The organism is Bradyrhizobium rifense (assembly GCF_008123425.1).
In the GTDB taxonomy this organism is placed as follows: Bacteria; Pseudomonadota; Alphaproteobacteria; order Rhizobiales; family Xanthobacteraceae; genus Bradyrhizobium; species Bradyrhizobium rifense.
Map to the genome: position 1 here is coordinate 93,608 of NZ_VSSS01000026.1, position 25,795 is coordinate 119,402.

Annotated in this window: 24 protein-coding genes; 14 read left to right on the plus strand and 10 right to left on the minus strand. The window is 64.9% G+C overall.

Annotated elements, in window-relative coordinates:
- Positions 1–101 precede the first annotated feature (101 nt).
- Positions 102–2,456 carry a TonB-dependent receptor gene (locus FXB40_RS47935; protein ID WP_187436924.1) on the plus strand — a complete coding sequence of 785 codons (2,355 nt, stop codon included), beginning with the start codon at positions 102–104 and terminating at the stop codon, positions 2,454–2,456.
- A gap of 12 nt (positions 2,457–2,468) precedes the next feature.
- Positions 2,469–3,902, plus strand: coding sequence for a PepSY domain-containing protein (locus FXB40_RS16535; protein ID WP_148773244.1), 1,434 nt, complete (start codon positions 2,469–2,471; stop codon positions 3,900–3,902).
- A 1-nt stretch (position 3,903) separates the two neighbouring features.
- On the opposite strand, the gene FXB40_RS16540 is transcribed toward FXB40_RS16535, so the two are convergent.
- Both FXB40_RS16540 and FXB40_RS16545 read right to left on the minus strand, forming a co-directional pair.
- Positions 3,904–5,271, minus strand: coding sequence for an amidase (locus FXB40_RS16540; RefSeq protein WP_148773245.1), 1,368 nt, complete (start codon positions 5,269–5,271; stop codon positions 3,904–3,906).
- Positions 5,252–6,448 carry an MFS transporter gene (locus tag FXB40_RS16545; RefSeq protein WP_148773246.1) on the minus strand — a complete coding sequence of 399 codons (1,197 nt, stop codon included), beginning with the start codon at positions 6,446–6,448 and terminating at the stop codon, positions 5,252–5,254. The genes FXB40_RS16540 and FXB40_RS16545 overlap by 20 nt, the downstream gene beginning before the upstream one ends.
- A 26-nt stretch (positions 6,449–6,474) precedes the next feature.
- On the opposite strand from FXB40_RS16545, the gene FXB40_RS16550 reads away from it, so the two are divergent.
- Complete coding sequence (locus FXB40_RS16550; protein WP_187436925.1) at positions 6,475–6,810, plus strand: hydroxyisourate hydrolase; 336 nt, start codon at positions 6,475–6,477, stop codon at positions 6,808–6,810.
- Here FXB40_RS16550 and FXB40_RS16555 read toward each other — a convergent pair whose 3' ends face one another.
- From FXB40_RS16555 to FXB40_RS16580, 6 genes are all read right to left on the minus strand, one after another.
- Positions 6,811–7,626, minus strand: coding sequence for an ABC transporter permease (locus FXB40_RS16555; protein WP_187436926.1), 816 nt, complete (start codon positions 7,624–7,626; stop codon positions 6,811–6,813). It lies immediately after the preceding gene.
- Positions 7,626–8,489 carry an ABC transporter permease gene (locus FXB40_RS16560; protein WP_148773250.1) on the minus strand — a complete coding sequence of 288 codons (864 nt, stop codon included), beginning with the start codon at positions 8,487–8,489 and terminating at the stop codon, positions 7,626–7,628. Before FXB40_RS16560 ends, FXB40_RS16555 begins: the two co-directional genes overlap by 1 nt.
- Before the next feature lie 9 nt (positions 8,490–8,498).
- Positions 8,499–9,545, minus strand: a complete 1,047-nt coding sequence (locus tag FXB40_RS16565) for an ABC transporter substrate-binding protein (protein WP_148773251.1) — start codon at positions 9,543–9,545, stop codon at positions 8,499–8,501.
- Positions 9,546–9,575: 30 nt separating this feature from the next.
- The gene (locus FXB40_RS16570) at positions 9,576–10,670 is read right to left on the minus strand and encodes an ABC transporter ATP-binding protein (protein ID WP_148773252.1); all 1,095 of its coding nucleotides are present in this window, start codon (positions 10,668–10,670) and stop codon (positions 9,576–9,578) included.
- A gap of 69 nt (positions 10,671–10,739) precedes the next feature.
- Complete coding sequence (locus FXB40_RS16575; protein ID WP_148773253.1) at positions 10,740–11,492, minus strand: aspartate/glutamate racemase family protein; 753 nt, start codon at positions 11,490–11,492, stop codon at positions 10,740–10,742.
- Positions 11,489–12,238 carry a GntR family transcriptional regulator gene (locus tag FXB40_RS16580; RefSeq protein WP_187436927.1) on the minus strand — a complete coding sequence of 250 codons (750 nt, stop codon included), beginning with the start codon at positions 12,236–12,238 and terminating at the stop codon, positions 11,489–11,491. The genes FXB40_RS16575 and FXB40_RS16580 overlap by 4 nt, the downstream gene beginning before the upstream one ends.
- Positions 12,239–12,402: 164 nt before the next feature.
- Between FXB40_RS16580 and FXB40_RS16585 the strand changes: the two genes are divergently transcribed.
- The 5 genes from FXB40_RS16585 to hydA (FXB40_RS16605) are packed head-to-tail and all read left to right on the plus strand — an operon-like array spanning position 12,403 to position 17,195.
- A complete protein-coding gene (locus FXB40_RS16585) occupies positions 12,403–13,407 on the plus strand; it encodes an ABC transporter substrate-binding protein (protein WP_148773255.1) in 1,005 nt (334 codons plus the stop codon).
- The gene (locus FXB40_RS16590; RefSeq protein WP_148773256.1) at positions 13,391–14,242 is read left to right on the plus strand and encodes an ABC transporter permease; all 852 of its coding nucleotides are present in this window, start codon (positions 13,391–13,393) and stop codon (positions 14,240–14,242) included. Before FXB40_RS16585 ends, FXB40_RS16590 begins: the two co-directional genes overlap by 17 nt.
- Positions 14,242–15,018: an ABC transporter ATP-binding protein gene (locus FXB40_RS16595; protein ID WP_148773257.1), complete on the plus strand. Its 777-nt coding sequence runs from the start codon at positions 14,242–14,244 to the stop codon at positions 15,016–15,018. Before FXB40_RS16590 ends, FXB40_RS16595 begins: the two co-directional genes overlap by 1 nt.
- Positions 15,019–15,027: 9 nt before the next feature.
- Positions 15,028–15,759, plus strand: coding sequence for a maleate cis-trans isomerase family protein (locus FXB40_RS16600; RefSeq protein ID WP_148773258.1), 732 nt, complete (start codon positions 15,028–15,030; stop codon positions 15,757–15,759).
- 11 nt (positions 15,760–15,770) lie between these two features.
- Complete coding sequence (hydA, locus tag FXB40_RS16605; RefSeq protein WP_187436928.1) at positions 15,771–17,195, plus strand: dihydropyrimidinase; 1,425 nt, start codon at positions 15,771–15,773, stop codon at positions 17,193–17,195.
- 13 nt (positions 17,196–17,208) lie between these two features.
- Here hydA (FXB40_RS16605) and FXB40_RS16610 read toward each other — a convergent pair whose 3' ends face one another.
- Complete coding sequence (locus tag FXB40_RS16610) at positions 17,209–18,342, minus strand: MFS transporter (RefSeq protein WP_148773260.1); 1,134 nt, start codon at positions 18,340–18,342, stop codon at positions 17,209–17,211.
- Positions 18,343–18,788: 446 nt separating this feature from the next.
- On the opposite strand from FXB40_RS16610, the gene FXB40_RS16615 reads away from it, so the two are divergent.
- Both FXB40_RS16615 and FXB40_RS16620 read left to right on the plus strand, forming a co-directional pair.
- On the plus strand, positions 18,789–19,721 hold the full coding sequence (locus FXB40_RS16615) for an N-carbamoyl-D-amino-acid hydrolase (RefSeq protein ID WP_148773261.1): 933 nt from the start codon (positions 18,789–18,791) through the stop codon (positions 19,719–19,721).
- Positions 19,722–19,726: 5 nt separating this feature from the next.
- Entirely contained in the window at positions 19,727–20,395 is a 669-nt protein-coding gene (locus FXB40_RS16620) for a flavin reductase family protein (protein WP_187436944.1), read from the plus strand.
- Here FXB40_RS16620 and FXB40_RS16625 read toward each other — a convergent pair.
- Positions 20,392–21,054 carry an aspartate/glutamate racemase family protein gene (locus FXB40_RS16625; RefSeq protein ID WP_148773263.1) on the minus strand — a complete coding sequence of 221 codons (663 nt, stop codon included), beginning with the start codon at positions 21,052–21,054 and terminating at the stop codon, positions 20,392–20,394. The two genes, FXB40_RS16620 and FXB40_RS16625, sit on opposite strands and share 4 nt — an antisense overlap.
- Positions 21,055–21,110: 56 nt before the next feature.
- Here FXB40_RS16625 and hydA (FXB40_RS16630) point away from each other — a divergent pair, with 56 nt between their 5' ends.
- From hydA (FXB40_RS16630) to FXB40_RS16645, 4 genes are read left to right on the plus strand one after another with little or no spacing between them, the layout of a single operon-like run.
- Positions 21,111–22,580 (plus strand): dihydropyrimidinase, encoded by a 1,470-nt coding sequence (gene hydA / locus FXB40_RS16630; RefSeq protein WP_148773264.1) that lies wholly within the window; start codon positions 21,111–21,113, stop codon positions 22,578–22,580.
- Positions 22,581–22,596: 16 nt separating this feature from the next.
- The gene (locus tag FXB40_RS16635) at positions 22,597–23,571 is read left to right on the plus strand and encodes an NAD-dependent epimerase/dehydratase family protein (RefSeq protein ID WP_148773265.1); all 975 of its coding nucleotides are present in this window, start codon (positions 22,597–22,599) and stop codon (positions 23,569–23,571) included.
- Between the two features lies 1 nt (position 23,572).
- Positions 23,573–24,322 carry an SDR family oxidoreductase gene (locus FXB40_RS16640; protein ID WP_148773266.1) on the plus strand — a complete coding sequence of 250 codons (750 nt, stop codon included), beginning with the start codon at positions 23,573–23,575 and terminating at the stop codon, positions 24,320–24,322.
- Positions 24,319–25,755 (plus strand): NAD(P)-binding domain-containing protein, encoded by a 1,437-nt coding sequence (locus FXB40_RS16645; RefSeq protein WP_148773267.1) that lies wholly within the window; start codon positions 24,319–24,321, stop codon positions 25,753–25,755. Before FXB40_RS16640 ends, FXB40_RS16645 begins: the two co-directional genes overlap by 4 nt.
- Positions 25,756–25,795 lie beyond the last annotated feature (40 nt).

A 25,795-nucleotide genomic window follows, 5' to 3' on the forward strand; every position in this document is an offset into this window, starting at 1 on the left:
GGGAGTACAGACATTCGGCTTCGTCGGAAGGCTTATCAGCCGGAAGATGGGACCTTGGTTCGCGGTGACGTGCCACTGACGTCACACCGAGGTCCAAGACCGTGTCTTCCATCCATATTGTACGACCACGCCGTTTCCTGCTGGCGTCCGCCGCGCTCACGCCTTTTGTCGCTATCGACATGCCAGCTGCCTTGGCGCAGCAGGCGCGCGAACCCCTGCCTGCGGTGGAGGTCTCGCCGCCGCAATCCCGCAAGCAGGCCAAGCCAGCCGGCCGGGACGCGGCAAGCGCACGCCGCACGGCAGCGCGCAGGGCCGCCGCGGCAGCGGCCGCGCCAAAACCGGTCGTGCCGAACGCTGCGGCGCCGACTCCGCTCAACAGCAACGCGGTCGCCGAAAGCGCCTCGCGCCTCGGCCTGACCGTGCGCGAGACGCCCGCAACTGTCGAGGTGATCTCCGCTGAGACCATCCGCGAGCAAGGCTACCGCACCGTCTCCGACGTGGCGCAAGGAGCCGTTGGCGTCACCGCCGGCGACAATCCGGCCGAGCCGTCGGCATTCTCGATGCGCGGCTTCACCAACAGCCAGATCAACACGCTTTACAACGGCATCAAGATCGGCCCACAGAACACGACCTCGCGGATCATGGACACGGCCAATCTCGAAGCCGTGGAAATCCTGAAAGGCCCGGCCTCGCTGATCTCGGGCGAAGGCGCCGCCGGCGGGGCGATCAACTTCGTCACCAAGCAGCCGCACACCGGGGCGATCCGGAACGAAGCGGACTTTTCCTGGGACTCGCTCAATTCGTTCCGCGCGCATTACGGCTCCGGCGGCAGCACCAATGTCGAGGGCCTCGATTACCGCTTCGACGTCAGCCGCTCCACGCTCAACGGCTTTGCCGACGACACCAACACCAAAACGCTCGACGTCTCCGGCCAGCTCAACTACCGCATCTCCGACAGCCTCAAGGTCTGGGGCGCGATCGAGTACCGCGAGGACCGCTCCAAGGCCTATTGGGGCGCGCCACTGGTGCCGGTGGCCTTCAGCGGCTCGCATGCGACGGCCGGCATTGTCTCGGGCACCTATGTCGCCTCCAACAATTCGAATCTCGGGCCGATCACCATCGACGACCGAACCTTCAACACCAATTACAACGTGCTCGACAATCGCAACGTGGCGCAGGAGGTCTGGCTGCGCGGCGGCTTCGAGTTGAAGCTTGCTCCCGACCTGACGCTGAAGAGCCAGGCCTATGCCTACGGCGCGGAGCGCTCGTGGTTCAACAACGAGGTCGAGGCATTCAACGCCGCGACGAACTTGGTGGATCGCAGCCGCTTCTATGTCGCGCACAGCCAGCGCCTGGTCGGCAACATCACCGACCTGACCTGGGATGCGAACATCGCAGGCTTCGATAATCGCCTCGTCACGACGCTGTCGTCGAGCTACCTCGACTTCGTCAGGCCGGGTGCCGCCAACTTTCCAGGCGATTCCGTTGATCTCGTTGATCCCAACCGCGGCTTCTACGGCCTGCTGACGACCAAGCAGCAGACCGCGCGTATCGACAATGAGGCTCTGTCGTTCGAGGACCGGCTGAAGCTCACGCGGACCTTCTCGCTGATTGGCGGCCTGCGCGTCGAACATATCGGGCTCGACCGCAACTCGACCGACGTCAGCGGTCTGGAGAACGCGAATTTCCCCTTCTCGAAATCCTGGGCGCCTGTCACCGGACGCATCGGCTACACTTGGGAGGCCGTTCCGGGCCTGACCTTCTTCAGTCAATACGCCACCGGCGCGGACGTCTCGGCCAACAATATCTTCCTGCTTGCTCCGACCCAGAACCTGGACCTGACGACCGCGCGCACCTACGAGACTGGCGTCAAGCATGTGCTCTGGGACAACAGGGCGGAGTGGTCGTTCTCGGCCTACGATATCGTGCGCACGAATGTCTATGCGGCGGCCGGCGGCATGACGCTCAACATCGCGGGACGGCAGGAATCCAAGGGTGTCGAGCTTGCCGGATCGATCCGCCCGATCGAGCCTTTGCGTCTCTGGGGCAACATCGCCTATGTCGATGCGCGCTATGCCGATTATGATTTCGTCGGCGGCTCGTTCTCCGGCAACACACCGCCGAACGTGCCGCGCATCGTCGCCAATGCCGGCGCGTCCTGGCGCTTCTTCACGCCGTGGCCTGTCGAGGTCGGCATCACCGGCCGCCATGTCGGCGACCGCTACAACAGTGACGCCAACACCGTGACCATGAATGCCTACACCGTCGGCGATGTCTACGCCTTCGTCGATATCCCCAAGACGGTGTTCAATGCGGTCGACCAGGCCCGCGTAACCTTCCGGGTGCGCAACTTCACCGACAAGCGCTACGCGATCTGGGGCGATCCGTTCTATCCCGACCAGATCCTGCTGGGCGCGCCGCGGACCTACGAGATCTCCGCAGCGTTCAAATGGTAGGGCGCTGACCATATGATGGGCGCGATCATCCTGTTGCACCGCTGGCTCGGGATCGCGTTCTGCCTCCTGTTCGCAATGTGGTTCGCGAGTGGAATCGTGATGCACTTCGTTCCGTTTCCGTCGATGACGGAAACGGAACGCTTTGGTGGGCTCGCGCCGGTGGAGCGCACGCAGGCGGTCGTGGTGGTCGCGGACGCAATCGCCGCCAGCAGGATCACGGACGCCACGCGCGTTCGCCTGATCCAGCGCAGCGACGGGCCGGTCTATGTGGTGTCGGGTCCATCGCATGTGCGGGCGGTCCATGCGTCAGATGGGGCCGACGCATCGGTGGAGTTTCCCGATGTCGCGCTCGCTATTGCGCAAGGTTATGCTCGCCAACGCGGGCTCAATGCCGCAAACGCCACGATCGTCGCGCGCGCGGATTATGATCAATGGAGCGTTCCCAACGGCTTTGATCGACATCGGCCCCTGTTTCGTGTCGCGCTTGGCGATGCGGCCGGAACAGAGCTCTATGTCTCGTCGCGCACCGGCGAAATTGTGCTGGATACAATCCGCAGCGAGCGGAGATGGAATTGGGCCGGCAGCGTTCTGCACTGGATCTATCCGACGGTTCTCAGGAGCAACTGGTCGATGTGGGACCAGGTCGTCTCGACACTATCGCTGGTGGCCTTGATCTCTGCGGTGCTGGGGGCGGTGCTTGGGATCATCAGGATCAGGATTCGAGGAGGCCTTATCTCATCGCCTTATCGCGGCTGGCACGCCCTGCACCACATCATCGGTCTCGTTTCGACCGCTTTCGTGCTGACCTGGATTTTCAGCGGCTGGCTCTCGATGGATCACGGCCGGCTGTTTTCGCGTGGGCAATTGACCCCGACCGAGGCGGCCGCGACGAATGCCGTGCCGGACTGGCGCGCGGCTCCATCCCTCGATCAACAGTCCTTACCGTCCTCGGTCCGCGAGGTCGAATGGTTTGCCTTCAACGGCTGTGTCTTTCGGCGCGACCGGACCGGCCTTAACAGCCAGACCTTGACCGGAGCGGGAGAGCCCGCCCGCGACCGGCAGATGGCGTTCCTGGATGAGCAGGACGTTCTCAGCCTGACGACGCGTCTGGCGGCGGGTTGCGGCGCAGCGTCTGTGGTCGCCGATAACGATGACTATCCCGCTCGGTCCATCGTTCCCGGCACGCCGGTCTACCGCGTCCGCTGCGGCGATCTCTGGTTCGACATCGACGGCGCCGACGGCAGTGTGTTGCAACGGCTGGATGCTTCGCGGCGGGCCTATCGCTGGTTCTACAGCGCGCTGCACACGCTCGATTTCCCTGCCCTGATGGCGCATCCGCGCCTGCGCGATGTCCTGATCGTCGGGCTTTGCGCGCTTGGCCTGGTGTTCTCCGTCACCGGCATCGTGATCGGCTGGCGGCGTTTGCGGGCGACCTTCGTAACGTGAACTACGCCCGCAGCAGCGCCTCGATATATCGCGCCGCGCACAGCAATGTGCGGTCCTGTCCGCGCCGGGCGATGATCTGGAGGCCGAAGGGAAGTCCGGCCTTGTCACGCCCGCAGGGGATCGAGATCGCCGGCAGCCGGGCGTGATTGACGAACGGCGTGAACACGGCGTGCCCGCGGGGGCTCGCCGGGCGGCCGCCGATCATGTCGGGCCCAAGCTGCGTGAACGGCCAGGCGACGCAGGGCACCGTCGGGGCCAGCAGCACGTCGACTTCGGTGAAGAAGGCCGCAAACGCATGGGCGATCGACGTGCTGGCAATCAGCGCCCGGGCAACATCGCTGCCTGACCAGGCGAGTCCGCGCTCGATCTGCTTGGCGATATCGGGATCGAAGACGGCGGGATCCTTGCGAAAGGCATCGCCGTAGAGAGCGGCAAGGCCCGCGTGCTGAAGCGGCATGATCGCGTCTTCCGTCGTACCCGGCGGCCAGACGGGATCGCGTTGTGCGATAGGTAAGCCCGCCGCGGCGAGACGCGCAACCGTGGAGGCGAGCCCATTCGCGACGACATCGTCGACCGCGGCGTCGAGCCCGAGACGCGGCGAAAACGCGATGCGCAGGCCGGAGATGTCAACGGCATCTTGCGCGATGTTCGCTGAATCCGGATCGCGCGCATCGACGCCGGCCATCGCTTCGAACGCCAGCGCGATATCGGCGACATCGGCCGCGATCGGCGCGATGACGGAGAGGCCGAAGAATGGTTCGGCGAAACCGGGCCCATACGGGATCGCGCCGTAGGACGGCTTGAAGCCGGCAACGCCGACATGGGCCGGCGGCCTGCGGCTGGAGCCGCCCGCATCGGTGCCGATCGCGAGCGGGACGAGGCCTGCGGCGACGGCTGCGGCGGGTCCGCCCGAAGAGCCGCCGGGCGTCAGTGCGGGATTTTGCGGATGCCGTGTTGGCCCATACAGCGGCGAGGTCGTGACGCCCTTGCTGGCGAACTCGGATGTTGCCCCGATGCCGACAACAACAGCGCCGGCGCGGCGCAACCGCTCGATCGCAATCGCATCCTGCGGCGCGATGAAATCGGCGAACAGGCGCGAGCCCTGCGTCACGCGCCAGCCGCCAACCCAGATATTGTCCTTGACGATGACGGGAACGCCGGCGAGCGACACGGTCTCGCCATCGCGCAGGCGTGCATCGACCGTTGCGGCATCGGCGAGCGTGCGTGCGGGATCGATCGTGACGACCGCATTCAAGGCCTTCGCGGCCTCGATGCGGGCGAGGGCGGCTTTGGCAGTCTCGACAGCGCTGATCCGTCCGGCGCTGACGTCGGCCGCAATGTCGCGCGCGCTATGTGCCGGTTTTGTCATGGCCTCCCCAGATCAACGCCACTGTGCCGCAGAGCGCGAGGCACGCCAAGGCGAAGAAGGCCGCGCCAAGGCTGGCCGCACCGTCCAGGATCGACACCAGCGCCGGCGCGGCCAACAGGCCTGCATAGGATGCGGTCAGGACGGCGCCCGTGGTCTCGCCGATCCTGTCCTGCGGTGCGAGGCGCGCGATTTCGGCGACAAAGACACCGTTCCAGCCCGACGCCGTGAGGCCGAACAGCGCGGCAATGGCGAATTGGCCGCTGGGGCCAAGCGAGGCACCGTCGAGGCCGAGCAGCGCGGCACAGAAGGCCATGCCAAGGCCGATCACGACGAGCACCATGCGTGGGGCATTGAGGCGCATGGCGACAAAACCCCAGCCGAGCCGGCCGACCAAGCCGCCTCCTTGCGCGCAGGCGAGCGCTATGCCGGCCTCGACATGGCTCAGGCCAAGCTCGCTTGTGCCAAGCGTGACGAAGACGGTGTTGAGCGAGACCTGCATCGCACTGAACGGCATCGAGGCCAACGCCAGCATCGCGATGCGCTTATCCGCAGTCACCAGCGCTAGTCGCGCGCGGAGGTTAAGTTCTGGGGGAGGGACGATCTTGCCGGCATAGATCGGTCGCAACCCCTCGAACAGCAGAATCGCCACAAGCGCGCTGGCCGCGGCCGCCGCGTAGCACCACGCCGGGCCAAACGCGATCGCGATCGCAGGCAGCGCCAGCGAGCCGCAGACGGCACCGATCTGGTTGCCGGTCTGGCGCACCGAAAAGACGAAGGCACGGCGCTCGGCGGTCACGAGCCGCGAAAGCAGGGCTGCGCTCGCTGGCGTCTCGGGCCCGAAGGCGAGGCCAAGGCAAAGGCCGGCGGCGAGCAGTGCGGCCGTCGATCCCAGCGAGGCCAGCGCCATGCTGACGACGATGGCCGCCGCACAGAGGCTTGCGATCCGGAGTGAACCCATGCGGGCAATAAAACCGCCGCCCCAGAACGAGGCGGGGATGCCGACGGCGAACACCGCGCATGAGAACATCGAGAGCTGCCAGACCTCGATATGGGCGCGCGGTGCGACCACGCCCGGCGCAAACAGCGCGAGCGCAACCAGCGCCTGAAGCCAGGTCATCGCCCCCAGGGCAGGTAGCAATGCGGGCGCTGGCCGAAGAGGCGCGTTTGCGTCTACCATGGCGCTGTGCTCATGGGAGGAACATCGTGGCAGGCGGCATTTCCATTCACGCGGTCGATGTAGCGAGCGGACGGCCTGCGCAGGGGCTGCGCGTCGAGATCTGGCGGATCGATCCGGATTCGCTGCGCATCGCCGACGGGCGGCTCGGCGCCAACGGCGTGCTCGATCATCCCGTCGCGCAAGGCGCGGGCGTGACGGCCGGAGAGTACGAGGTGCTGTTTCATCTCGGCGAGTTCTTTGGCGACAGCGACGGTTTTCTCACGGTGACGCCGTTCCGCTTCCGCATCAAGGATGTCAACGAGCATTTTCATCTGCCGCTGAAGTTCACGCGCTGGGGCTATTCGCTGTTCCGCGGCGCCTGATCAGTTCGTCAGCCGCCGCGACAGGCCCGTCACGCGTTCCATGACCGCAACCAGCACGACTGTGGCAATGATCAGCACGCTCGACAGTGCAGCGATGGTGACGTCGAGCTTGCCCTCGAGATCCTGCCACATCCGGATCGGCAGCATGTCGGTTGCGGCATCGCGCAGGAACAGCGAAACCGGCACGTTGTCGAAGGACGACATGAAGGCGATGAAGGCGCCTGCGATGATGCCAGGCCGGATCAGCGGCAGCACGATACGCCGGAAAGTATAGAGGCGGCTCGCGCCCAGCACGGCCGAACTTTCGAGCAAGGTCGGCTCGAGCTGGGCAAGAGCTGCGACCGTGTTGCGGACGACATAGGGGACGCAGACCACGGTGTGGCCGATCACCAGTGTCAGCGGCGACACCGGCAGGCCGACCAGCGAGAACAGCATCAGCGCAGCCAAACCAAAAGCCAGCGCCGGCAGCACCAGCGGCGACATGAAGAGAGAATCGAGCAGCCGCGCCGACAGCTTCTGTGACCGCGAGATCGCGAGTGCCGCCGCGACACCGAGCACGATCGACAGGCAGGTCGCCCACAGCGCCACGATGAGGCTGTTCTTTGCCGCGAAGTGGAGCTGCCAGGCATCCCACAGTTCGGCGTACCAGCGCAGCGAATAACCCGGCGGCGGGAATCTCAGCGAGAAGCCGCTGGTGAAGGAAACGATCAGCACCACCAGCGACGGCGCAATGATGATGATCAGCGCAATGATCGCGATGACAGTCATCACGAATTCGAAGCTGATCGCTTCAAGGGTCCGCTTGCGTCCGTTCATCACGCGCCTCCATAGCCGCGTGACATGCGGCCGAGCGTGGTGAAGACGGAGACGACTGCGAGCACGGCGAGCAGGAAGATGATCGAGATCGCAGACGCAAACGGCCAGTTCTGCAGTGTGGACGCCTGCTGATAGAGATACATCGGCATGAACAGCATCTGCCCGCCGCCGATCAGCGACTGGGTGATGAAGGCGGTGATCGCGGCGGCATAGGTCAGCGTGCATCCGGCGATCACGCCCGGCAGTGAGAGCGGCAGCACGATCCTGAAGAAAGTGCGCCAGCTCCCGGCGCCGAGCGAGCAGGAGGCGTCGTCGAGATTGGGGTCGATGCGGCCGAGTGCGGTGATCAGCGGCAGTGTCATCAGTGGCATCTGCACCTGCGCCAGCGCGATCACCACGCCGAACTGGGTGTAGAGCAGCTTCAACGGCGTATCGATGATGCCGAGCGATTGCAGCGTGGCGTTGATGATGCCCTGGCGGCCCAGGATGACGATCCAGGCGAAGGTGCGCACCACCACGCTGGTCAGGAGCGGCAGCAGCACGATCAGGATGATAACGGTCTGCAGCCGTGGCCCGACCCGTTGGTAGAGCCAGGCGATGGGAAAGCCGAGCACGAGGCAGACAGCGGTCACTTCGGCACCCAGCAATAGCGTCGAGCCGAGTACGCTGAGGCTGAAGGGATCGGTGAGGAAATGCAGGTACTGGCCGACCCCCCAATGGAGCCCGGCCGTGTCGTTGTGCAGTGAGAGCCAGAGCAGTTGCAGCAGCGGCGCCACGAAGAAGACCAGGAAGAACAGCGCCAGCGGCGCTGCCAATCCCATTCCGTAGGACGTCACGTCCCGTGATGCCGGTGCTGTGCCCATGCGACGCCTCTAGATCTTGATCTCGCGATTGAAGCGCTCGATCCAGGTCGAGCGCTGCTCGTTGATCTTCTTCCAGTCCTGGAACACGAACTTCTGTTTCAGCTCGGCTGTGTCCTTGGCAAGCACGCGCGCGATCTCGCCGCCCATCGCCACCTTGGAATTGGTCGGCACGATCAGATAGGGCGAGTTCATCAGCGCGGTCTGCACTTCCGGGCTGAGCGATGCCTCGATCAGCTTGAAGGCGAGCTCGCGATTGGGCGAGTTCTTGACGATGTGGATCGTGGTCTTGAAGGCGATGGCGCCTTCCTTCGGCGCCACGAACTCGACCGGCACGCCGCGGGCTTTCAGGATCTGGATGGCGTTGAAATTGCCGGGCGAGATGTCGATCTGGCCCTGCTGGAACAGGGTGGCGAGCGCACCGGGATTGGCGGCGACCGCGGCGAGATTGGGCTTCAGCTCCTCGATCGCCTTGAAGCCTGGATCGACATTGGCCTCCGAGCCGCCACGCATTTTCGCGATCTCGACCAGCCAGCCGGTGCCGAGCGTCGAATTGAGGTTGGTGATGCCGACGCGGCCCTTGAATTCCGGCTTCCACAGATCGGCCCAGGAGGTCGGCGGCGTCTTGACGGCTTCCGGATTATAGGTGAGGCCGACGACCTGGAAGAACGGAGCGGGGCCCATCGGCTCCTGCGCCTCGGTGATCAGGTCCTTGTAATAGGCGCTCTTCTCGACCGGATAGGGCTCTGCGAGATCCTGGCCAATCGCCACAAGCGCCGGACCGGGATCGTGCAGCATGACGTCGATCGGCGGATTGGCCTTGGCGGCGTTGATCTTCGCGATCTGGTCGACCGACAGCATTGGATCGAGCACGATCGCCGCGTCCGAATTGGCTTTGCGGAACGCCGGCACCAGCACGGCCTTGTGCGCTTCCTCCCAGCTTCCGGTGAAGGTCGCAAACACCAGTGGGCGGGCCTGGGCGTAGCTCAAGCCCGGAAACGCCTTCATGGCGCCGAGGGTGAGCGCGGTGGTCATCAGGCTTCGGCGGTTGAGGATCATGTCGAACTCCCTGTGGACTATGGACTGGATCTAAAGCGTTGCGGGAAAGGCGTTGGCGAGCGACGGGGCCAGCGGCGCGAGGCGCACCGCGGCACCGTTCTCCAGCGCGCGCGTCTCGCCGATGCGCGCCTGGGAAATCTTGACGCCGGAGCCGTCGGCGGTAGTCACTTCGTGCACGACGGTCGCCCCGAGCGGCAGCGACATGCCGACCACGCCGGCAAAGCCGGTCTCGTCGCCGACGAATTGCAGATGTTCGGGGCGGATGCACACGGTGACGCGGCCACCCTCGCTAAGGGTGCCGCCGGCCGGCCGCGCGATGATCTCCGCGCCGGCATCGAGCCGTACCTTTGCAGCCGTGCGGTCCGCGGAGACCACGACGCCCGGCATACGGTTGCTGGAGCCGACAAAGGTGTTGACGAACAGGGTCTGCGGACGGTCGTAGACGTCAGATGGTGTGCCGAACTGTTCGAGCTTGCCGTGGCTCAACACCGCGACGCGGTCGGCCATCGACAGCGCCTCTTCCTGGTCGTGGGTCACGATCAGCGTCGTGATCCCGGAGACGCGCTGCAACCGCTTGACCTCGATCTGCATGTCGAGCCGCAGATTCTTGTCGAGCGCAGCAAAGGGCTCGTCGAGCAGCAGGATCGACGGCTTGATTGCGAGCGCGCGGGCGAGCGCAACACGCTGCTGCTGGCCACCGGAGAGCTGCCGCGGCAGCCGCTCCGCCATCGCGGGTAACTGCACGAGTTCGAGCAGCCGTTGTGCCTCACGCTGGCGCGACGCCTTGTCGACGCCGCGAGCGGCGAGGCCATAGCCGACATTTTCGCTGATCGAGAGGTGCGGAAACAACGCGTAGTTCTGGAACACGATGCCTACGGCGCGGCGGTTGGGCGGCAGCGCATCGACGATGTCGTCGCCGATGATGATCCGCCCCTGGGTCTGTGCGATGAAGCCGGCGATGATGCGCAGCAGCGTCGTCTTGCCGCAGCCGGAGGGCCCGAGCAGTGCGATGATCTCGCCACCCTTGATGTCGAGATTGATGTTCTCGACGGCAAGCGCGCCGCTTGGATAGCGGTGGGTCACCGCGTCGACGACGAGCGATCGCCCGCCTGGCGTGTCAGCCATGGTGTTGCCTCCCCTTCTTCCCGGAAAGAAAGCAAGTCTCGTGCCCTCGCATCTCTGGTCCGACCCTTCTCACGCGTTGTCGCGATGCTCGAGCCGGGCGGCGAGCACCTCGGCAAGACCAATGGTTGGCTTGGCTGCAGGCCTTCGGAACGTCCCCGCCGTGGCCTTGCGCAGGCGCAGCGCAACTAGCGCCTCGGCCTGCTTCACCGAGGCGATCACTTGATCAACCACCGGGACGGGGACCCGGTCGGCGACGCGCTCGGCGAGGCCCGAAAGCGGGGCGCCCGCGAAGATCAGAACGTCGGCCTCGTCCTCGACGATCGCACGATGCGCGAGATCGACGAGCACATCCTCCTTTTCGGTGCCGACCTCGGAGATCGCTTGAAACGGCGTATCGAGCATGCGGATACCAGCGCAGCGCTCCCATAGCCCGTGGGCGCGGACGCATTCCTCGTACCAGGGCCCCAAGGCCTGTGCGAAAGTGACGATGGCAAAGCGGCGCCCGGCCATGCAGGCCGTGAGCATCGCCGCTTCCGCCATGCCGACCACGGGAATGTCGAAGGTCTCGCGTGCGGCGAACAGGCCGGGGTCACCGAAGGCTGCGATAATTGCGGCGTCGACGTTCCGCTGCTGCTCGGCCAGCATCTCCAGCGCAATGGCGCCACCGATCTGGGCCTCGGTGCGCGTCGAGATATAGGGCACGCCGCGCGTCGCGGTGCAGGGGATCAGCTCGGTGCCGGGAGACGCCGCGCGCTGTCCGACGCCCGTCATCAGCCGGGTGACCTCGGTGCTGGTGTTCGGGTTGAGCAGCAGAAGCTTCATGATTGCGACGCCTTCTGCCTGGGTTGGGATTTGGCGAGGACTTCGAGCAGCGCCGTGCCGGTGCGTGCGACATGAGCGCCGAGCAGGCGGCCGGCCGCCTCGCCGTTGCGCGCCTCGAGCGCGGCAAGAATAGCGGCGTGCTCGTCGACCGAATTGCTCCAGCGGCGGTCGGCACCGAGGGCGAGGTAGCGCGCGCGCTCGGCGCGGGTGATCAGCGTCTCATGCGCCTCGCGTAGCGGCGTGTTGCGGGCCATACGGACGATGGTGGTGTGGATATCACCGTTGATGGCGAAGTAGTCGTCGAGCTTGCCGCTACGGTGATGACCCTCCATCCGGGTCTGAAGCGTGCGCAAGCGGGCAAGATCGCGCTCGGTGGCACGCGCCGCGGCGAGCTCTGCGGCAAGTCGCTCGATGCCGGCCAGCGCCTCGAACAATTCGGAGATGCCGTCGACCGCGAGGCTTGCGATGCGCGGGCTGCGGTTCGGCCGCAGCTCGATCAATCCTTCGGCGGCGAGCACCTTCATCGCCTCGCGCAGCGGTGTGCGCGACACGCCAAGCGACTTCGAGAGTTTGGTCTCCTGGGTCTGCGATCCCGGCGGCAGCTCGCCGCGAATGATCATCGTGCGCATCCGCGCGGCCGCGCGCTCATGCAGGCCCATCCGCTTGAGTTTGGGCGATTTTCGCCCCTTCGGCGCCTCCGATTTTGGCTGCACGCGTGCCTCGCTTCTCAAATTGATCTTAGCCATTTCCCGCTCTCTGGCTTGCCCAAAATATCGACGCATCTGGCTGAAAACAAATGCATACCGCGCAAATTGTATGCAGCATGCAAAAGCGGATTGCGCAGCGGCGAAGAGCGACGGATGATCTTGCGCGATGCGCGAGATGTCGCGCCTTCGAAACGGAGTAAGCGATGCGGACGAGTTTGCGACTGGGCCTGATGATGCTGGCGGCGCTGCTTGGTGGAAGCGATCTCGCCTCCGCGCAGACCGCGAAGATAAAGCTCGGCTACGCCAAATGTGCGCATTGCCTGCCGATGTCGCTGATCCCGGGCATGGCCAAGAATGTCGAGGTCGAGGCCACCGGCTTCAACTCGGGCAATGACGTCCTCACCGCTTTGATATCGAAGAGCATCGACGTCGCGCAGGTTACCTACCTGCACTACATCACCGCGCTCGACAAAGGTTTTGACGTCGTCGCCGTGTCCGGCCAGATCAACGGCGGCTCGGAATGCCTCTCGTCTACGAAGCTGAACCTTCCGCCTGATGATTGGACCGCGTTCAAGGCGATGGTTGCCAAGGGGAAGAGCGATGGCCAGCCGCTCAAGGTCGCAGCGTCTCGCGGCAACGCGCAGGACATTCACATGCGTGGCGCATTTCTCAAGCAGGGTGTCGATCCCAACAAGGACATCCAGTTCATCAACATTCCAAATCCATCCGATCACCTCGCGGCGCTCCAGCGTGGCGAGGTCGACATGATCTGCTCGGTCGAACCGTTTGCTTCGCAGATCCGGCTCGCCGGCGCAGGCAAGCACTTTGTGTTGCCCTACGACCAGGCAGCCGGAAATCTCACGAACCTCATCGTCACCCGGTCCGACGTGATCGCGAGCCAGCGTGCCGGCGTTCAGGGCGTCGTCACCGCCGTGGTCGAGCTCGACAACAAGCTGGTCGCTGACAAGGGTCCGTGGATCGACGTCATCAACAAGCTCACCGGCCTCGACAAGACGGTCGCGACCGAGGCGCTGAACAATGCTTCGCCCGATCCCGCGATCCATCGTTCGCAGACGCTCGCGATCGCGGCGATGATGCGCGACCTCAAATACATTTCGAAGGACGTCTCCGCTGAAGCGGAGAAGAATATGGACTATTCGTTCCTGGAGCAGGCCACGGGAAAAGCCAAGAATGACCTCGGTTACTGACGCAGCTCCAGCCAAGCCGGCGTTCCGGCTGACCCGGCTGTTTCAGGGGCTCGAACGCGTCGTCGTCCCCGCACTGTTGATCGCGGGCTGGGAAGCCTTTGCCCGCAGCGGCGTTCTGCCGCCGGCATTGTTGCCGGCGCCGAGCGCGGTGCTGCATGCGCTCGGTGATTGGGTGTTCGGGTTCGATGAGACCACGCAGACCTATTCCGGGCACTGGCTGCGCGATGCGCTCGCCAGCGCCTTGCGCGTCTTCGGCGGCTTTGCGCTGGCGAGCCTGCTTGGAATCCTTGCCGGCGTCGCGATCGGCTGGTCGCGCCTGTTCGAGAAGACGCTGGAGCCGACGCTCCAGATGCTGCGTCCGATCCCGCCAGTGTCCTGGATTCCACTGGCGATCATCTGGTTCGGCATCGCCGACAAGCCGGCGATCTTCCTGGTCTTCCTCGGCGCCTTCTTTCCCGTGCTGATGAACAGCATTCACGGCGTCAAGACGGTGGACCACAATCTCGTGCGTGCCGGCGCGATGATGGGCGCAAGCCAACGGCAGATGCTGACCGACATCGTGCTGCCGGCTGCGCTGCCCTCGATTTTCGCAGGGTTACGCATCGCGGTCGGATCAGCCTGGATGCTGACGGTCACGGCCGAGATGGTTGCGGTGAAGAGCGGCCTCGGCTACGTCTTGTGGGATTCTTATTATTTCCTTCGCTACGACATCGTGCTCGCGGCGATGATTTCGATCGGGCTGCTCGGCTATCTCTCCGACCTCGGCCTCAAGGCGATCATGGCGCGAACGCTGCGCTGGCAGACGACGACCACTGTACAGGGCAGGGCGGGCTGATGGCGGCTATCGAGCTTCGCAACATCGTCAAGGTGTTTTCCGACAAGCGCCGCGGTCGCGACCTGCTGACGCTGGACAACATCAATCTCGACATCGAGGCCAATGACTTCGCTTGCCTGCTCGGCCCGTCAGGTTGCGGCAAGTCGACACTGCTGAACATCATCGCCGGCTTCGAGCAGGCGACCTCCGGCCGGACGCTGGTCGACGGCAAGCAGGTGGAACGACCAGGCTCCGATCGCGGCGTCGTGTTCCAGCAGCCGACCCTGATGCCCTGGCTGACGGCGATCGACAATGTCGCCTTTCACCTCAAGCTCAAGGGCGTCGCCAAGGCCGAGCGGTACGATCGGGCCATGGAGTTCATCGATCTCGTTGGCTTGCGCGGCTTTGAGCATCATCATCCCTCCGAACTGTCCGGCGGCATGAACCAGCGCGTCGGGATCGCCCGCGCGCTTCTGATGAACCCGAGCGTGATCCTGATGGATGAGCCGTTCGCCGCGCTCGACGCCCAGACCAAGCTCGAAATGCAGGAAGAGCTGGTCGCGATCTGGCAGAAACGCCGTTGCACCATCGTGTTCGTCACTCATAGCGTCGACGAGGCGCTGGTGCTCGGCAACAAGATCGTGGTGATGACGAAGCGGCCGGGCCGGATCCGTGAGGCCGTCAATTTCGACCTGCCGCGCCCGCGCGACATCACCAGCCCCGAATTCAACGACGCAAAGCGCCGCATCCTGTCCCTGATCCGGGAGGAGTCGACGCGCCTTGCGCAGGCGTCGTAGGGTAGGGCCATGCGCAAGCGTCTCGGCATGATCACGCCGTCCTCCAATTCGGTGCTGGAGCCCGCGACCAGCGCCATGCTGCACGGCGTGACTGATGTCACCGCCCATTTCTCCCGTTTCCGCGTCACCGAGATCGCGCTCGATGCCGCGGCGCTGAGCCAGTTCGACGCCTCGGTGATGTTGCCGGCCGCTGACCTGCTGGCTGATGCCAAGGTCGACGCGATCGCCTGGAACGGCACGTCGGCGAGTTGGCTCGGCATCAGCCGCGACAGGAGCCTTTGCGAGGCGATCACAGCGCGGGCAAACGTGCCGGCGACGACCTCGACGCTCGCCTGCATCGACGCCGCCCGCGCGCTTCGAGCCAAGCGTGTCGGCCTCGTCTCGCCCTATACCGATGACGTGCAGCGTCGCATCGCCGATGTCTGGGCTGAGGAGGGCATCGCGCCGCATGCTGAGCGACATCTCGGCCTGCGCGACAATTTCTCCTTCGGCGAGGTCGCGCCCGCGACGATCGCCGACATGATCCGCGCGGTGGCGGCGGAGGGCGCCGACGCCGTCGTCATCCTCTGCACCAATCTCGACGGCGCCGCGCTTGCCGCCTCGCTCGAACGGGAGCTGGATATCGCCGTGCTCGACTCTGTCGCGGTCACGCTGTGGCGGAGCCTGAGCCTCGCCGGCGGCGACATCGGGGCCCTTGCGCCGTGGGGGCGGATATTCCAGACATCAGCAATGATGAAGTGACGGAGACACAAGTGCTTCAGAGCCAAGCGACGCAGCTCGATCTCGCCATTCGCGGCGGCACCATCGTGACGGCCAGCGACGAGTTTCGCGCCGATATCGGCATTCGCGACGGCCGGATCGTCGCCATTGCCGACGGCATCGAAGGCGCGCCGCGCGAGATCGACGCGTCGGGGCTGCTGGCGCTGCCGGGCGGGATCGACAGCCACGTCCACATCTCCCAGGCCCAGGGCCCCGACGTGGTGATGGCCGACGATTTTGCCTCGGCGACGCGCGCGGCCGCCGCCGGCGGCAACACCATGGTGCTGCCCTTCGCGCTCCAGGAGAAGGGGACGTCGCTACGGACCTGCGTCGAGAACTACCGCAAGCTTGCGGAGGGTGAATGCTACATCGACACGGCGTTTCACCTCATCATCTCCGATCCGACCGCCGTCGTGCTCGGGCAGGAGCTTCCGGCGCTGGTCAAGGACGGCTATACCTCGTTCAAGGTGTTCATGACCTATGACGACCTCGTGCTCAACGACAAGCAGCTGCTCGAGGTCTTCGATGTCGCGCGCCGCGAGGAGGCGCTGGTCATGGTCCATTGCGAGGGCTATGACGCCATCCGCTTCCTGACGTCGAAGCTGGAGCGTGAAGGCCATATCGCGCCCTATTACCACGGCGTCTCCCGGCCTCAGGCCGTCGAGCGCGAGGCGACGCATCGCGCCATCAGCCATGCCGAGGTGATCGGCGTTCCCATCATGATCGTCCACGTCTCCGGGCGCGAGGCGATGGAGCAGATACGCTGGGCCCAGCAGCGCGGCCTGCCGGTGCATGCCGAAACCTGCCCGCAATACATCACGCTGACGGCCGACGACATGAAGGGCCTGAACATGGACATATCAGGCGCCAAATATGTCTGTTCGCCGCCGCCGCGCGATGTCGAGAACCAGCAGGCGATCTGGGAAGGCATCACCACTGGCGTGTTCCAGACCTTCTCGTCCGACCACTGCCCGTTCCGCTACGACGATCCCAAGGGCAAGCTGACGCCGAATGCCCGCACCTCGTTCCGTTGGGTGCCGAACGGCATCCCCGGCGTCGAGACGCGGCTGCCGATCCTGTTCTCAGAGGGTGTCTCGAAAGGACGCATCACGCTTCAGAAGTTCGTCGAGCTGACCGCGACCAACCATGCCCGCATCTACGGGCTCTATCCCCGCAAGGGCTCGATCGGGGTGGGCTTCGATGCCGACATCGTGCTGTGGGACCCGAAGCTCACGAAACCGATCCGCCAGGCCGACCTGCACCACGGCTCCGACTACACGCCCTGGGAAGGCTTTGACGTCACCGGCTGGCCCGTCACGACGATCGCGCGGGGCCGGGTCGTGTACGAGCAGGGCAAAATCGTCGGCAACAAGGGCGCGGGCGAGGTGCTGAGCCGCGGCAAGTCCAGCCTGGTGTGACGGAAGATGGTTTCTATTTTGTGGTTACGGCCCGCGCCGACAGAGTGACGAGGCACATCAGCGCCGCGAGCATCCAGAATGCCATCGGCAGTCCGGCGGCGTGGGCGACGAAACCGATGCCGGCGGGGCCAAGCAGAACACCGGCATAGCCGGCGGTGGTGATCGACGCCACGGCGAGCCCCGTGGGCATCGCGGTCTGCCTCGCCGCACCGCGGAACAATACCGGCACGAGGTTCGAGGCGCCGAGGCCGATGAGCAGGAAACCGGTGATGGCAACGGCCTTGCTCGGCGCGAGCAAAAGCACTGCAAGACCCGCGACGGCAAGCAGGCTTCCGCCGACCAGCGTTGCGCGATCGCCGATGCGCGCGACGACGGCGTCGCCGCCGAGCCGGCCAACGGTCATCGCGATCGAGAACACGATGTAACCGATCCCCCCTTGCGCCGCGCTGACGAGGCCCGTGCCGATGACGAGCAGCGCGCCCCAGTCGAGCATCGCGCCTTCGATCAGGAAGGTGATGGCCGCCAGTAGCGCCAGCAACAGCACGATGCCGTGCGGCAGCACGAACAGCGGTCCCTCCTGCGCCTGTGCCCTGCGCAGCAGGCGCGGCCAGGCAAGCGCCATCGCGATCAGCATCAGGACGGAGCAGATCAATGCGCTCGCGAGCGGTCCGAAATGAAACGACAACAGCGCCGTCATCACCGCGGAGCCTGCGAACCCGCCAATGCTGAAGAGCGCATGAAAGCCCGACATCAGCGGCTGTCCTGCCGCGCGTTCGACCTCGACGGCATGGATGTTCATGGCGACATCGATGGAGCCGAGCGCAGCCCCGAATGCGAGTAAGGCAATCGCCAATGTCAGGGGCGTGGCGGCGACGACCAGCAGGGGCAAGACCAATGCGAGGCCGATTCCGCCCGCGATGATGATCGGCTTGGTGCCATGGCGTGCGCTCAAGATGCCGGTGGCCGTCATCGCGATGACCGAGCCGATGCCGAGGCTGAGCAGCAGCAGGCCGAGGACCGCGTCATCGACCGCGAGCCGCTCCTTCGCAAAGGGCACCAGCGGCGCCCAGCAGGCAAGGCCGAAGCCGGCGACCAGGAACGAGAGGCGCGTGGCGAGCCGCGTCGCCGGCCGGTCGGCTGATGTCATTCGTGAAGCTCCGGGAGGGAAGCGAAGCGCGCGATCGCGGGCGAGGCGTGTGCTTAAAACATCAACCAGGAGTGAACGCCAGAGTTTCGCCGCCGCCGTGTGTTGACGAATTGTATCATTATGATGTCGTTCGAAAGCTTGCAGCCCGATTGGAAAGACTGAGGCGCATCTGCTGTTTGAGGCGTGTGGAGAAGGGACGCTGTCGCCTCCGCTGCGCTCGCAATAACGAGGAGGCAATGAGCCTCCATTACTTGTGTGGATGACGTCCGACGATTCCGCATGGCCGTTCGGCTTTTGCACGGTGCGGAATGGAGGCGTACGGCATGAAAGCTGCTTGGCTGGCAAATCGGCGCAAGGCTGCGCTATGCTGCGCGCGCCGACACGCCCCTGAAGCTGCGATCCCCCAGCCTCGCCAGGAAACTTGCCAAGAAATCAGGAACTCGCTGATGCGTATCGTCAATGTTGCCGCCGCCCAGATGGGCCCGATCCAGAAAGCCGACAGCCGCGAGGCCGTCATCAAGCGCATGATCGCGCTGATGGACGAAGCCAAGGCCAAAGGCGCCGACCTGATTGTCTATCCGGAATTGGCGCTGACCACGTTCTTCCCGCGCTGGTATTCTGAGGATCGGGCGGAGGCCGACATCTGGTTCGAGCGTGAGATGCCGAACGCGGCGAGCAAGCCGCTGTTCGAGCGTGCGGCGCAGCATCAGATGGCGATGAATTTCGGCTATGCCGAGTTGACGCCCGACGGCCATCATTTCAACACGGCGATCCTGACCGACAAGTCCGGCAAGATTGTCGGCAAATATCGCAAGGTCCATTTGCCCGGCCATGTGGAATACGACACCAATCGGTCGCACCAGCATCTGGAGAAGCGCTATTTCGAGCCGGGCGATCTCGGCTTCAACGTCTGGCGCGAGTTGGGCGGCATCATCGGCATGGCCATCTGCAACGACCGCCGCTGGCCGGAGACCTATCGCGTCATGGGCCTGCAGGGCGTCGAGATGGTGCTGATCGGCTACAACACGCCGTCGGTGAATGCGGAGCGAAGCGAGGAGGGCGTCGAGAAGCGCCTGTTTCACAACCGTCTCTCCGTGCAGGCCGGCGCGTATCAGAACGCGACCTGGGTGGTCGCGGTGGCCAAGGCCGGCGTCGAGGACGAGCATCCCCTGTTTGGCGGCAGCCTGATTGTCGATCCCAATGGCGAGATTGTCGCCGAGGCCAAGAGCGAGGAGGACGAGGTTCTGGTTCACGCTTGCGACCTCGATGCCACCATTTTCGGCAAAACCACGATCTTCAACTTTGCGCAGCACCGCCGTATCGAGCATTACGGTCTGATCACCAGCCGCACCGGCGCGGTACCGCCGCCGGAGAAGTGATGCCGATGGCGGACAAGGGCCCATCGGGCATTTCCCTGCGCGAGCTCGATCCGCGCGATCGCTACAAGCTTCTCTGCGGCGTGGTGGTGCCGCGGCCGATTGCGCTGGTGACGACGCTGGATGAGAGCGGAGCGGTGAATGCTGCGCCATTCAGCTTCTTCAACGTCTTCTCAGAAAACCCCGCGCTGATCGTGCTCGGGCTCCAGCACAAGCCGGATCACAGCCCGAAGGACACGACCCGCAACATCCATCGCGACGGCGAGTTCGTCGTTCACATGGTGGACGAGGCGCTGTCGGTGGCGATGAACGATTGTGCCGTCGACTTTCCGTCCGGTGACAGCGAGGTCGCAGCGACCGGGCTCGCGACGGTTCCCTCGGTCGACGTAAAGGTGCCGCGCCTCGCCGCCGCGCCCTTCGCACTCGAATGTCGGCGCCATGTCGTGCTGAATTTCTCTCCCGATCGCGAGCTTCTGGTCGGCGAGGTCCTGCGGATTCACGCGCGTGAGGGCCTGGTCGACGAGGCCAACATGTATGTCGATCTCGACGCCTACCGGCCGATCGGCCGCATGTTCGGCAATCTCTACACGACGCAGCGGGACACGTTTGCGCTGGCGCGCGAGAGCCATGCGCAATGGCTGGCGCGGCAGGATGCCAAAGAGCTGAAGGACGCCTAGTGAGCCGAGAACTGCACCGCACCCAGCGCCATGGTGACGGCCGCCTGGGTCGGGTCGATCACGGGAATGCCGAGCGCGTCTTCGAGCGGGTGGCGATGGCGCGCCATGCCGGCGCAGCCCATCACGATCGCGCGAGCGCCATCTTCGTCGCGCAGTGCACGGCCGATATCGATCATCTTGGCCAGCGTGCCTTCGCCGGACGCAGTTTCGGCGACGCTCATGTTGAGCGGACGCTCGCCTGCAAGGCGGTCGGTCAATCCCATCTGCCTGAGATAGCGCATGTGACGCGGGATAGAACGCTGCGCAATCGCAATGACACCAAACGTTTCGGCGCGGGCCAGCGCCGTCAGCACGCCGCATTCGGCGATGCCGAACACGGGGCGGTCGGTGCCTTCGCGGCAGACCTGAAGTCCGGGATCGCTGTAGCAGGCGATCACGAAGGCGGCCGAGCTGTTGTCGCCTTCGACCAGTTTTCGGAGCGGCATCGCGACGCCATCGACATCGGCCTGGCTTTCAATGCCGAACGGCCCGTCGGCCAGCGACTGGCAGACCAGCTCGGGTCCACCGTCGAAACCCAGCGGCTTCAAGGCATCTTCCAACCCTTGCGTGACCATGGGATTGGAGTTCGGGTTGATGACGAGAATGCGCGGCCGAGGCATGATGGTCTTCCCTTGAAATTACGATCACTTGCCCCAGGCATATCATGGAGTGCCTCATGACTGAACCCACTTACGATCTGATCATCCGCGGCGGCCGCGTCGCCACCACGACCGATGTGTTCGAGGCCGATGTCGCCATCTCCGGCGAGACCATTGCGGCGATCGGTCGCGGGCTTCCGCCCGCCAAGCGCGAGATCGACGCGCGCGGCAAGCTGGTGCTGCCCGGCGGCGTCGACAGTCACGCGCATATCGAGCAGCTGTCTGCCGCCGGCATCATGAATGCCGACACTTTTGAAAGCGCGACCGTGTCGGCTGCCTTTGGCGGTACGACCACGGTGATCCCGTTCGCGGCCCAGCACGTCGGCATGAAGCTGCCACAAGTCGTCGAGGACTATCACGCGCTGGCGAAAAAGGGCGCCGTGATCGACTACGCCTTTCACATGATCATCGCGGATGCGACCAAGGAGACGGTCGAGGAGTACATTCCGGCGCTTGTGAAGCAGGGGCACGCCTCGATCAAGATCTTCATGACGTACGACCGGCTCAAGGTCGACGACGAGCCGCTGCTCGATATTCTCCTCGCCGCGCGCCAGTCTGGCGCGATGTTGTGCGCCCATGCCGAAAATCACGGCATCATCGCCTGGATGGTCAAGCGGCTGCTCGCGCGCGGCTACACGATGCCGAAATACCACGCCGTCAGCCACGCGCGCGTCTCGGAGGCGGAAGCCTTCACCCGGCTGATCGGCATGGCCGCGCTGATCGATCAGCCCATCATGATTTTCCATGTCTCGACCGCCGAAGGCGCCAAGGTCATCCGCGACTCGCGCGGACAGGGGCTCAAGGTGTTTGCCGAGACCTGTCCGCAATACCTGTTCCTCACGGCGAATGATCTCGACAAGCCCGGCGTGGAAGGTGCCAAGTGGATGTGCAGCCCGCCGCCGCGCACGCATTCGGACCAGGAGGCGCTGTGGCAGGCGCTGTCGCTCGGCGATCTCCAGACCATCTCATCGGACCACGCGCCGTATCGTTACGACGAGACCGGCAAGCTGCGCGCTGGCCCCAATCCGAACTTCAAGCAGGTCGCGAACGGCCTACCGGGACTAGAGTTGCGGCTGCCGTTGCTGTTCGACGCGATGGTGTCGAAGGGGCGGCTCGGCCTTGAAAAGTTCGTCGAGCTGACCGCGACGGCACCCGCAAAAATCTACAATCTGCATCCGCGCAAGGGCTCGATCGCGGTCGGCGCGGATGCTGATATAGCGATTTGGGATCCCAATCGCGAGACCACGATCGCGGACGAGATGATGCACGATCTTGCCGGTTACACGCCGTTTGCGGGCCGCAAGCTGAAGGGCTGGCCAGTGTCGGTGCTCTCGCGCGGCCGCGTGATCATCGACGGCGACAAGTGCCTCGCCAGCGCCGGCAGCGGCAAATTCCTGGCGCGGAGCGGCGGCGAGGCAGCAAGGCCAACGGGCCGGCTCGTCGCCGACATGGATCCGGAACGGAATTTCGGGGCAAAACTGCTGTGACGCTGGATCACGCGCGATGAAGATCGTCATCTTCGGCGGCACGGGTTTTGTCGGCCTTAATGTTGCGGGGGCGCTGCTCGGGCGCGGCCACGACGTGACGCTGTATGACCGCGCGGAGTTGCCGCCATCCGCGCGACGATCTCTTGCTGACTATGGCGCACGGCTCAAAGCCGTGCAGGGCGATATCACCGACGCCGATGCCATCGACACCCTTATCGCCGATGGCGTTGACGCGATCGTGCTCGGGGCTGCGATCACCGCCGGCGATGAACTGGAGAGGGCATCGACCGCGCGCGTTCTCGAAATCAATGTGATGGCGCAGATCCCCATCCTGCTCGCGGCGATCCGTCACGGCGTTCGCCGCGTCGTCAATCTGTCGTCGGCATCGGCCTATGGCGCCGCGGGCGCGCGGGTCGAAGTTCTGGACGAGGAGACGCCCTGTGATCCCGTCTCGTTCTACGCCATTAGCAAGTTCACCTCGGAGCGATCTGTCGCGCGCCATGCCGAGCTCTTTGGCGGCGATTTCCTGAGCGTGCGTCTGAGCGCGGTGTTCGGTCCATGGGAGCGACCCGGTTCGGTGCGCGATACGCCGAGCCTCCAGTACCAGATTGTGGCCGCGTTCGCGCGCGGCGAGGCGGCGATCATGCCTGAAGCGGGCATGCGGGACTGGATCTACGCTCCGGATGCCGCGGAAGCCGTGGCGATCCTCGTCGAAGCCGAGCGCCCGCGCCATCGGCTCTACAACATCTCCAGCGGCAAGTTATGGCCTGCGCTGCAATGGGGCGAGGCCTTCGCAGCATTGCATCCCGGCCTGCGATGCACGCTCGCGGCGCCCGGAGAGAACACGGCGATCAAGCTGCATGGACCCTATCGCGCGCCGCTGTCGGTGTCGCGGATGGCGGACGAGTTCGGCTGGCGCGCGCGGTTCGGCTGTGCCGAGTCCGCCGCAGCAATGAACGCCTGGTTGAAGCAGCACAAGGAGTGGATCTGAGATGCGGCTGCAAGGGCGCACGGCCATCGTCACGGGCGCAGCTTCGGGGATCGGCCGCGCCAGCGCAAAACTGTTTGCGGAGGAGGGCGCACGACTCGCCCTCGTCGATCGCGACGCTGCCGGCCTTCAGGAGACGCTTAGTCTGGTGGGTGAAGCAACGACACATGTCGGCGACGTCGGCAATACCGATTTCGCCGAGACCGTCGTCAGCGACGTCATCGCGCGACATGGCCGGCTCGATATTCTGATGACCGCTGCAGGCTTCTCCTGCGGCGGCACCGTGCTGACGACGAGCGTGGACGACTGGGACGCGGTGTTCCGCGCCAATGTCGGCGGCACCTGGCTGTGGGCGCGGGCGGCCGTGCCCCATATGCAGCGGCAGAACAAGGGCTCGATCATCACGCTGGCGTCGCAGCTCGCGATTGCCGGGGGCAAGGGAAACAGCGCCTATATCGCCGCCAAGGGCGCGATCGTCAGCCTGACGCGGACGATGGCGGTGGATTTCGCAACCGACGGCATTCGCGTCAACGCGATTGCGCCCGGCGCGATCGATACGCCGATGCTCCGCCGCAGCTTTGCCCGCCACGCCAATTCGGACGCGGTGCGTGAAACCTCGCGCAACCGCCACGCCATGAAGCGATTCGGCCACGCCGAAGAGATCGCGCAAACGGCGCTGCATCTCGCCAGCGATGCGTCTTCCTTTACGACTGGTACGGTGATGGTGGTCGACGGAGGCTGGCTCGCGGCATGAGTGATGCGCTGACAGAGCTTGAAGCGAGCGTCCACGCCGATCTCGCCATGATCGCGCATCCCGGCGCCGCATGGCTCGAGCCGAAGACGGGACCGGACGGAAAGCCAGCGCTGGACGTGCTCGTCGTCGGCGCCGGCCAATCCGGCATCGCGATCGGCCTCGGTCTGATGCGCTCCCGCGTCAGCAACATCCTGCTGCTCGACAAGGCTGAGGAGGGGAAGGAAGGCCCGTGGCTTACCTATGCCCGCATGCCAACGCTGCGCAGCCCGAAGGACTACACCGGTCCGGACCTCGACATCCCGAGCCTGACCTATCAGTCCTGGCACGAGGCGCGCTTCGGCGAGGAGAGCTGGCAAAGGCTCGGTCTGATCCCGCGCGAGCATTGGGCTGAATATCTGTTGTGGCTACGGCGCACGATCGGCTTGCCGGTACGTAATAGCTGTGAGCTTCTGGAGATTGCGCCAGCCTCCGATGGCCTGCTCGCGGCGCGCGTCAAGCGCGCGGATGTCGCCGAGACGCTCTATGCGCGCAAGATCGTGCTGGCGACGGGCCAGGAGGGCATGGGCGGCTGGATGATTCCGGAGCAGCTCCGCGAACTGCCGGCGAGCTCGGTCGCCACCGTCGCCGACGATATTGATTTCGAAAACCTGCGCGGCAAGCGTGTTGCGGTGATCGGCGCTGGCGCATCCGCCTTCGACAATGCGGCCACCGCGCTCGAGGCAGGCGCGGCGGAAGTCCATTTGCTATGCCGCCGTGCACAGATCCAGGTGATCCAGCCCTATCGCTGGCTGACCTTTCGTGGCTTCCTCCGGCATCTCAGCGATCTCGACGATGCCTGGCGCTGGCGCTTCATGCGCAAGGTCCTGGAGATGCGGGAAGGATTTCCGCAGCCGACGTATGACCGTTGCGCGCGGCATGCCAATTTCACATTGCATGAGGGCGCGCCACTCGAGGCCGCCCGACAGACTGCTGGCGGCCTTGAACTGCAGACGCCGCGCGGCGCCATCGCAGCGGATTTCGTGATCTGCGGCACCGGGATCGACATGAGCTTTGCCGGCCGCGGCGAGCTCGCCAAATGCGCCGGCAATATCGCGACCTGGGCCGATCGCTACGAGCCGCCGGAGAACCAGCGCAACGCGCGGCTCGGCCGCTTTCCCTATCTCGCCGATGATTACGCTTTCACCGAGCGCGTGCCCGGCGAGACGCCGTGGATCTCCGACATCCATCTCTTCGCCATCGCCTCCACCATGAGTTTCGGTCCATCGGGATCGTCGATCAACGCGATGACGACTGCCATCCCGAAGCTGGTCCATGGCCTGACACGCGGCTTGTTTCGCGCTGATATCGAACAGCACTGGGCATCGCTCAGCGCCTATGACGTGCCGCAGGCCGTGGTTGCGCGGCCGGCGCGAAAAATCGAGGAATCGCGATGATCATCTATGCATCCCCGCGACGAAGCGCCTCCTAGAATTG

Coding starts and splice junctions, on each gene's coding strand:
- FXB40_RS16615 (WP_148773261.1), top strand. CDS start 18,789: ATGCGTATCGTCAATGTTGCCGCCGCCCAGATGGGCCCGATCCAGAAA.
- FXB40_RS16610 (WP_148773260.1), bottom strand. CDS start 18,342: ATGACATCAGCCGACCGGCCGGCGACGCGGCTCGCCACGCGCCTCTCG.
- FXB40_RS16620 (WP_187436944.1), top strand. CDS start 19,727: ATGGCGGACAAGGGCCCATCGGGCATTTCCCTGCGCGAGCTCGATCCG.
- FXB40_RS16640 (WP_148773266.1), top strand. CDS start 23,573: ATGCGGCTGCAAGGGCGCACGGCCATCGTCACGGGCGCAGCTTCGGGG.
- FXB40_RS16580 (WP_187436927.1), bottom strand. CDS start 12,238: ATGGCTAAGATCAATTTGAGAAGCGAGGCACGCGTGCAGCCAAAATCG.
- FXB40_RS16555 (WP_187436926.1), bottom strand. CDS start 7,626: ATGAACGGACGCAAGCGGACCCTTGAAGCGATCAGCTTCGAATTCGTG.
- FXB40_RS16645 (WP_148773267.1), top strand. CDS start 24,319: ATGAGTGATGCGCTGACAGAGCTTGAAGCGAGCGTCCACGCCGATCTC.
- FXB40_RS16565 (WP_148773251.1), bottom strand. CDS start 9,545: ATGATCCTCAACCGCCGAAGCCTGATGACCACCGCGCTCACCCTCGGC.
- FXB40_RS16600 (WP_148773258.1), top strand. CDS start 15,028: ATGCGCAAGCGTCTCGGCATGATCACGCCGTCCTCCAATTCGGTGCTG.
- FXB40_RS16575 (WP_148773253.1), bottom strand. CDS start 11,492: ATGAAGCTTCTGCTGCTCAACCCGAACACCAGCACCGAGGTCACCCGG.
- FXB40_RS16635 (WP_148773265.1), top strand. CDS start 22,597: ATGAAGATCGTCATCTTCGGCGGCACGGGTTTTGTCGGCCTTAATGTT.
- FXB40_RS16625 (WP_148773263.1), bottom strand. CDS start 21,054: ATGCCTCGGCCGCGCATTCTCGTCATCAACCCGAACTCCAATCCCATG.
- FXB40_RS16585 (WP_148773255.1), top strand. CDS start 12,403: ATGCGGACGAGTTTGCGACTGGGCCTGATGATGCTGGCGGCGCTGCTT.
- FXB40_RS16560 (WP_148773250.1), bottom strand. CDS start 8,489: ATGGGCACAGCACCGGCATCACGGGACGTGACGTCCTACGGAATGGGA.
- FXB40_RS16570 (WP_148773252.1), bottom strand. CDS start 10,670: ATGGCTGACACGCCAGGCGGGCGATCGCTCGTCGTCGACGCGGTGACC.
- hydA (WP_148773264.1), top strand. CDS start 21,111: ATGACTGAACCCACTTACGATCTGATCATCCGCGGCGGCCGCGTCGCC.
- FXB40_RS16590 (WP_148773256.1), top strand. CDS start 13,391: ATGACCTCGGTTACTGACGCAGCTCCAGCCAAGCCGGCGTTCCGGCTG.
- FXB40_RS16595 (WP_148773257.1), top strand. CDS start 14,242: ATGGCGGCTATCGAGCTTCGCAACATCGTCAAGGTGTTTTCCGACAAG.
- FXB40_RS16540 (WP_148773245.1), bottom strand. CDS start 5,271: ATGACAAAACCGGCACATAGCGCGCGCGACATTGCGGCCGACGTCAGC.
- FXB40_RS16535 (WP_148773244.1), top strand. CDS start 2,469: ATGATGGGCGCGATCATCCTGTTGCACCGCTGGCTCGGGATCGCGTTC.
- FXB40_RS16545 (WP_148773246.1), bottom strand. CDS start 6,448: ATGGTAGACGCAAACGCGCCTCTTCGGCCAGCGCCCGCATTGCTACCT.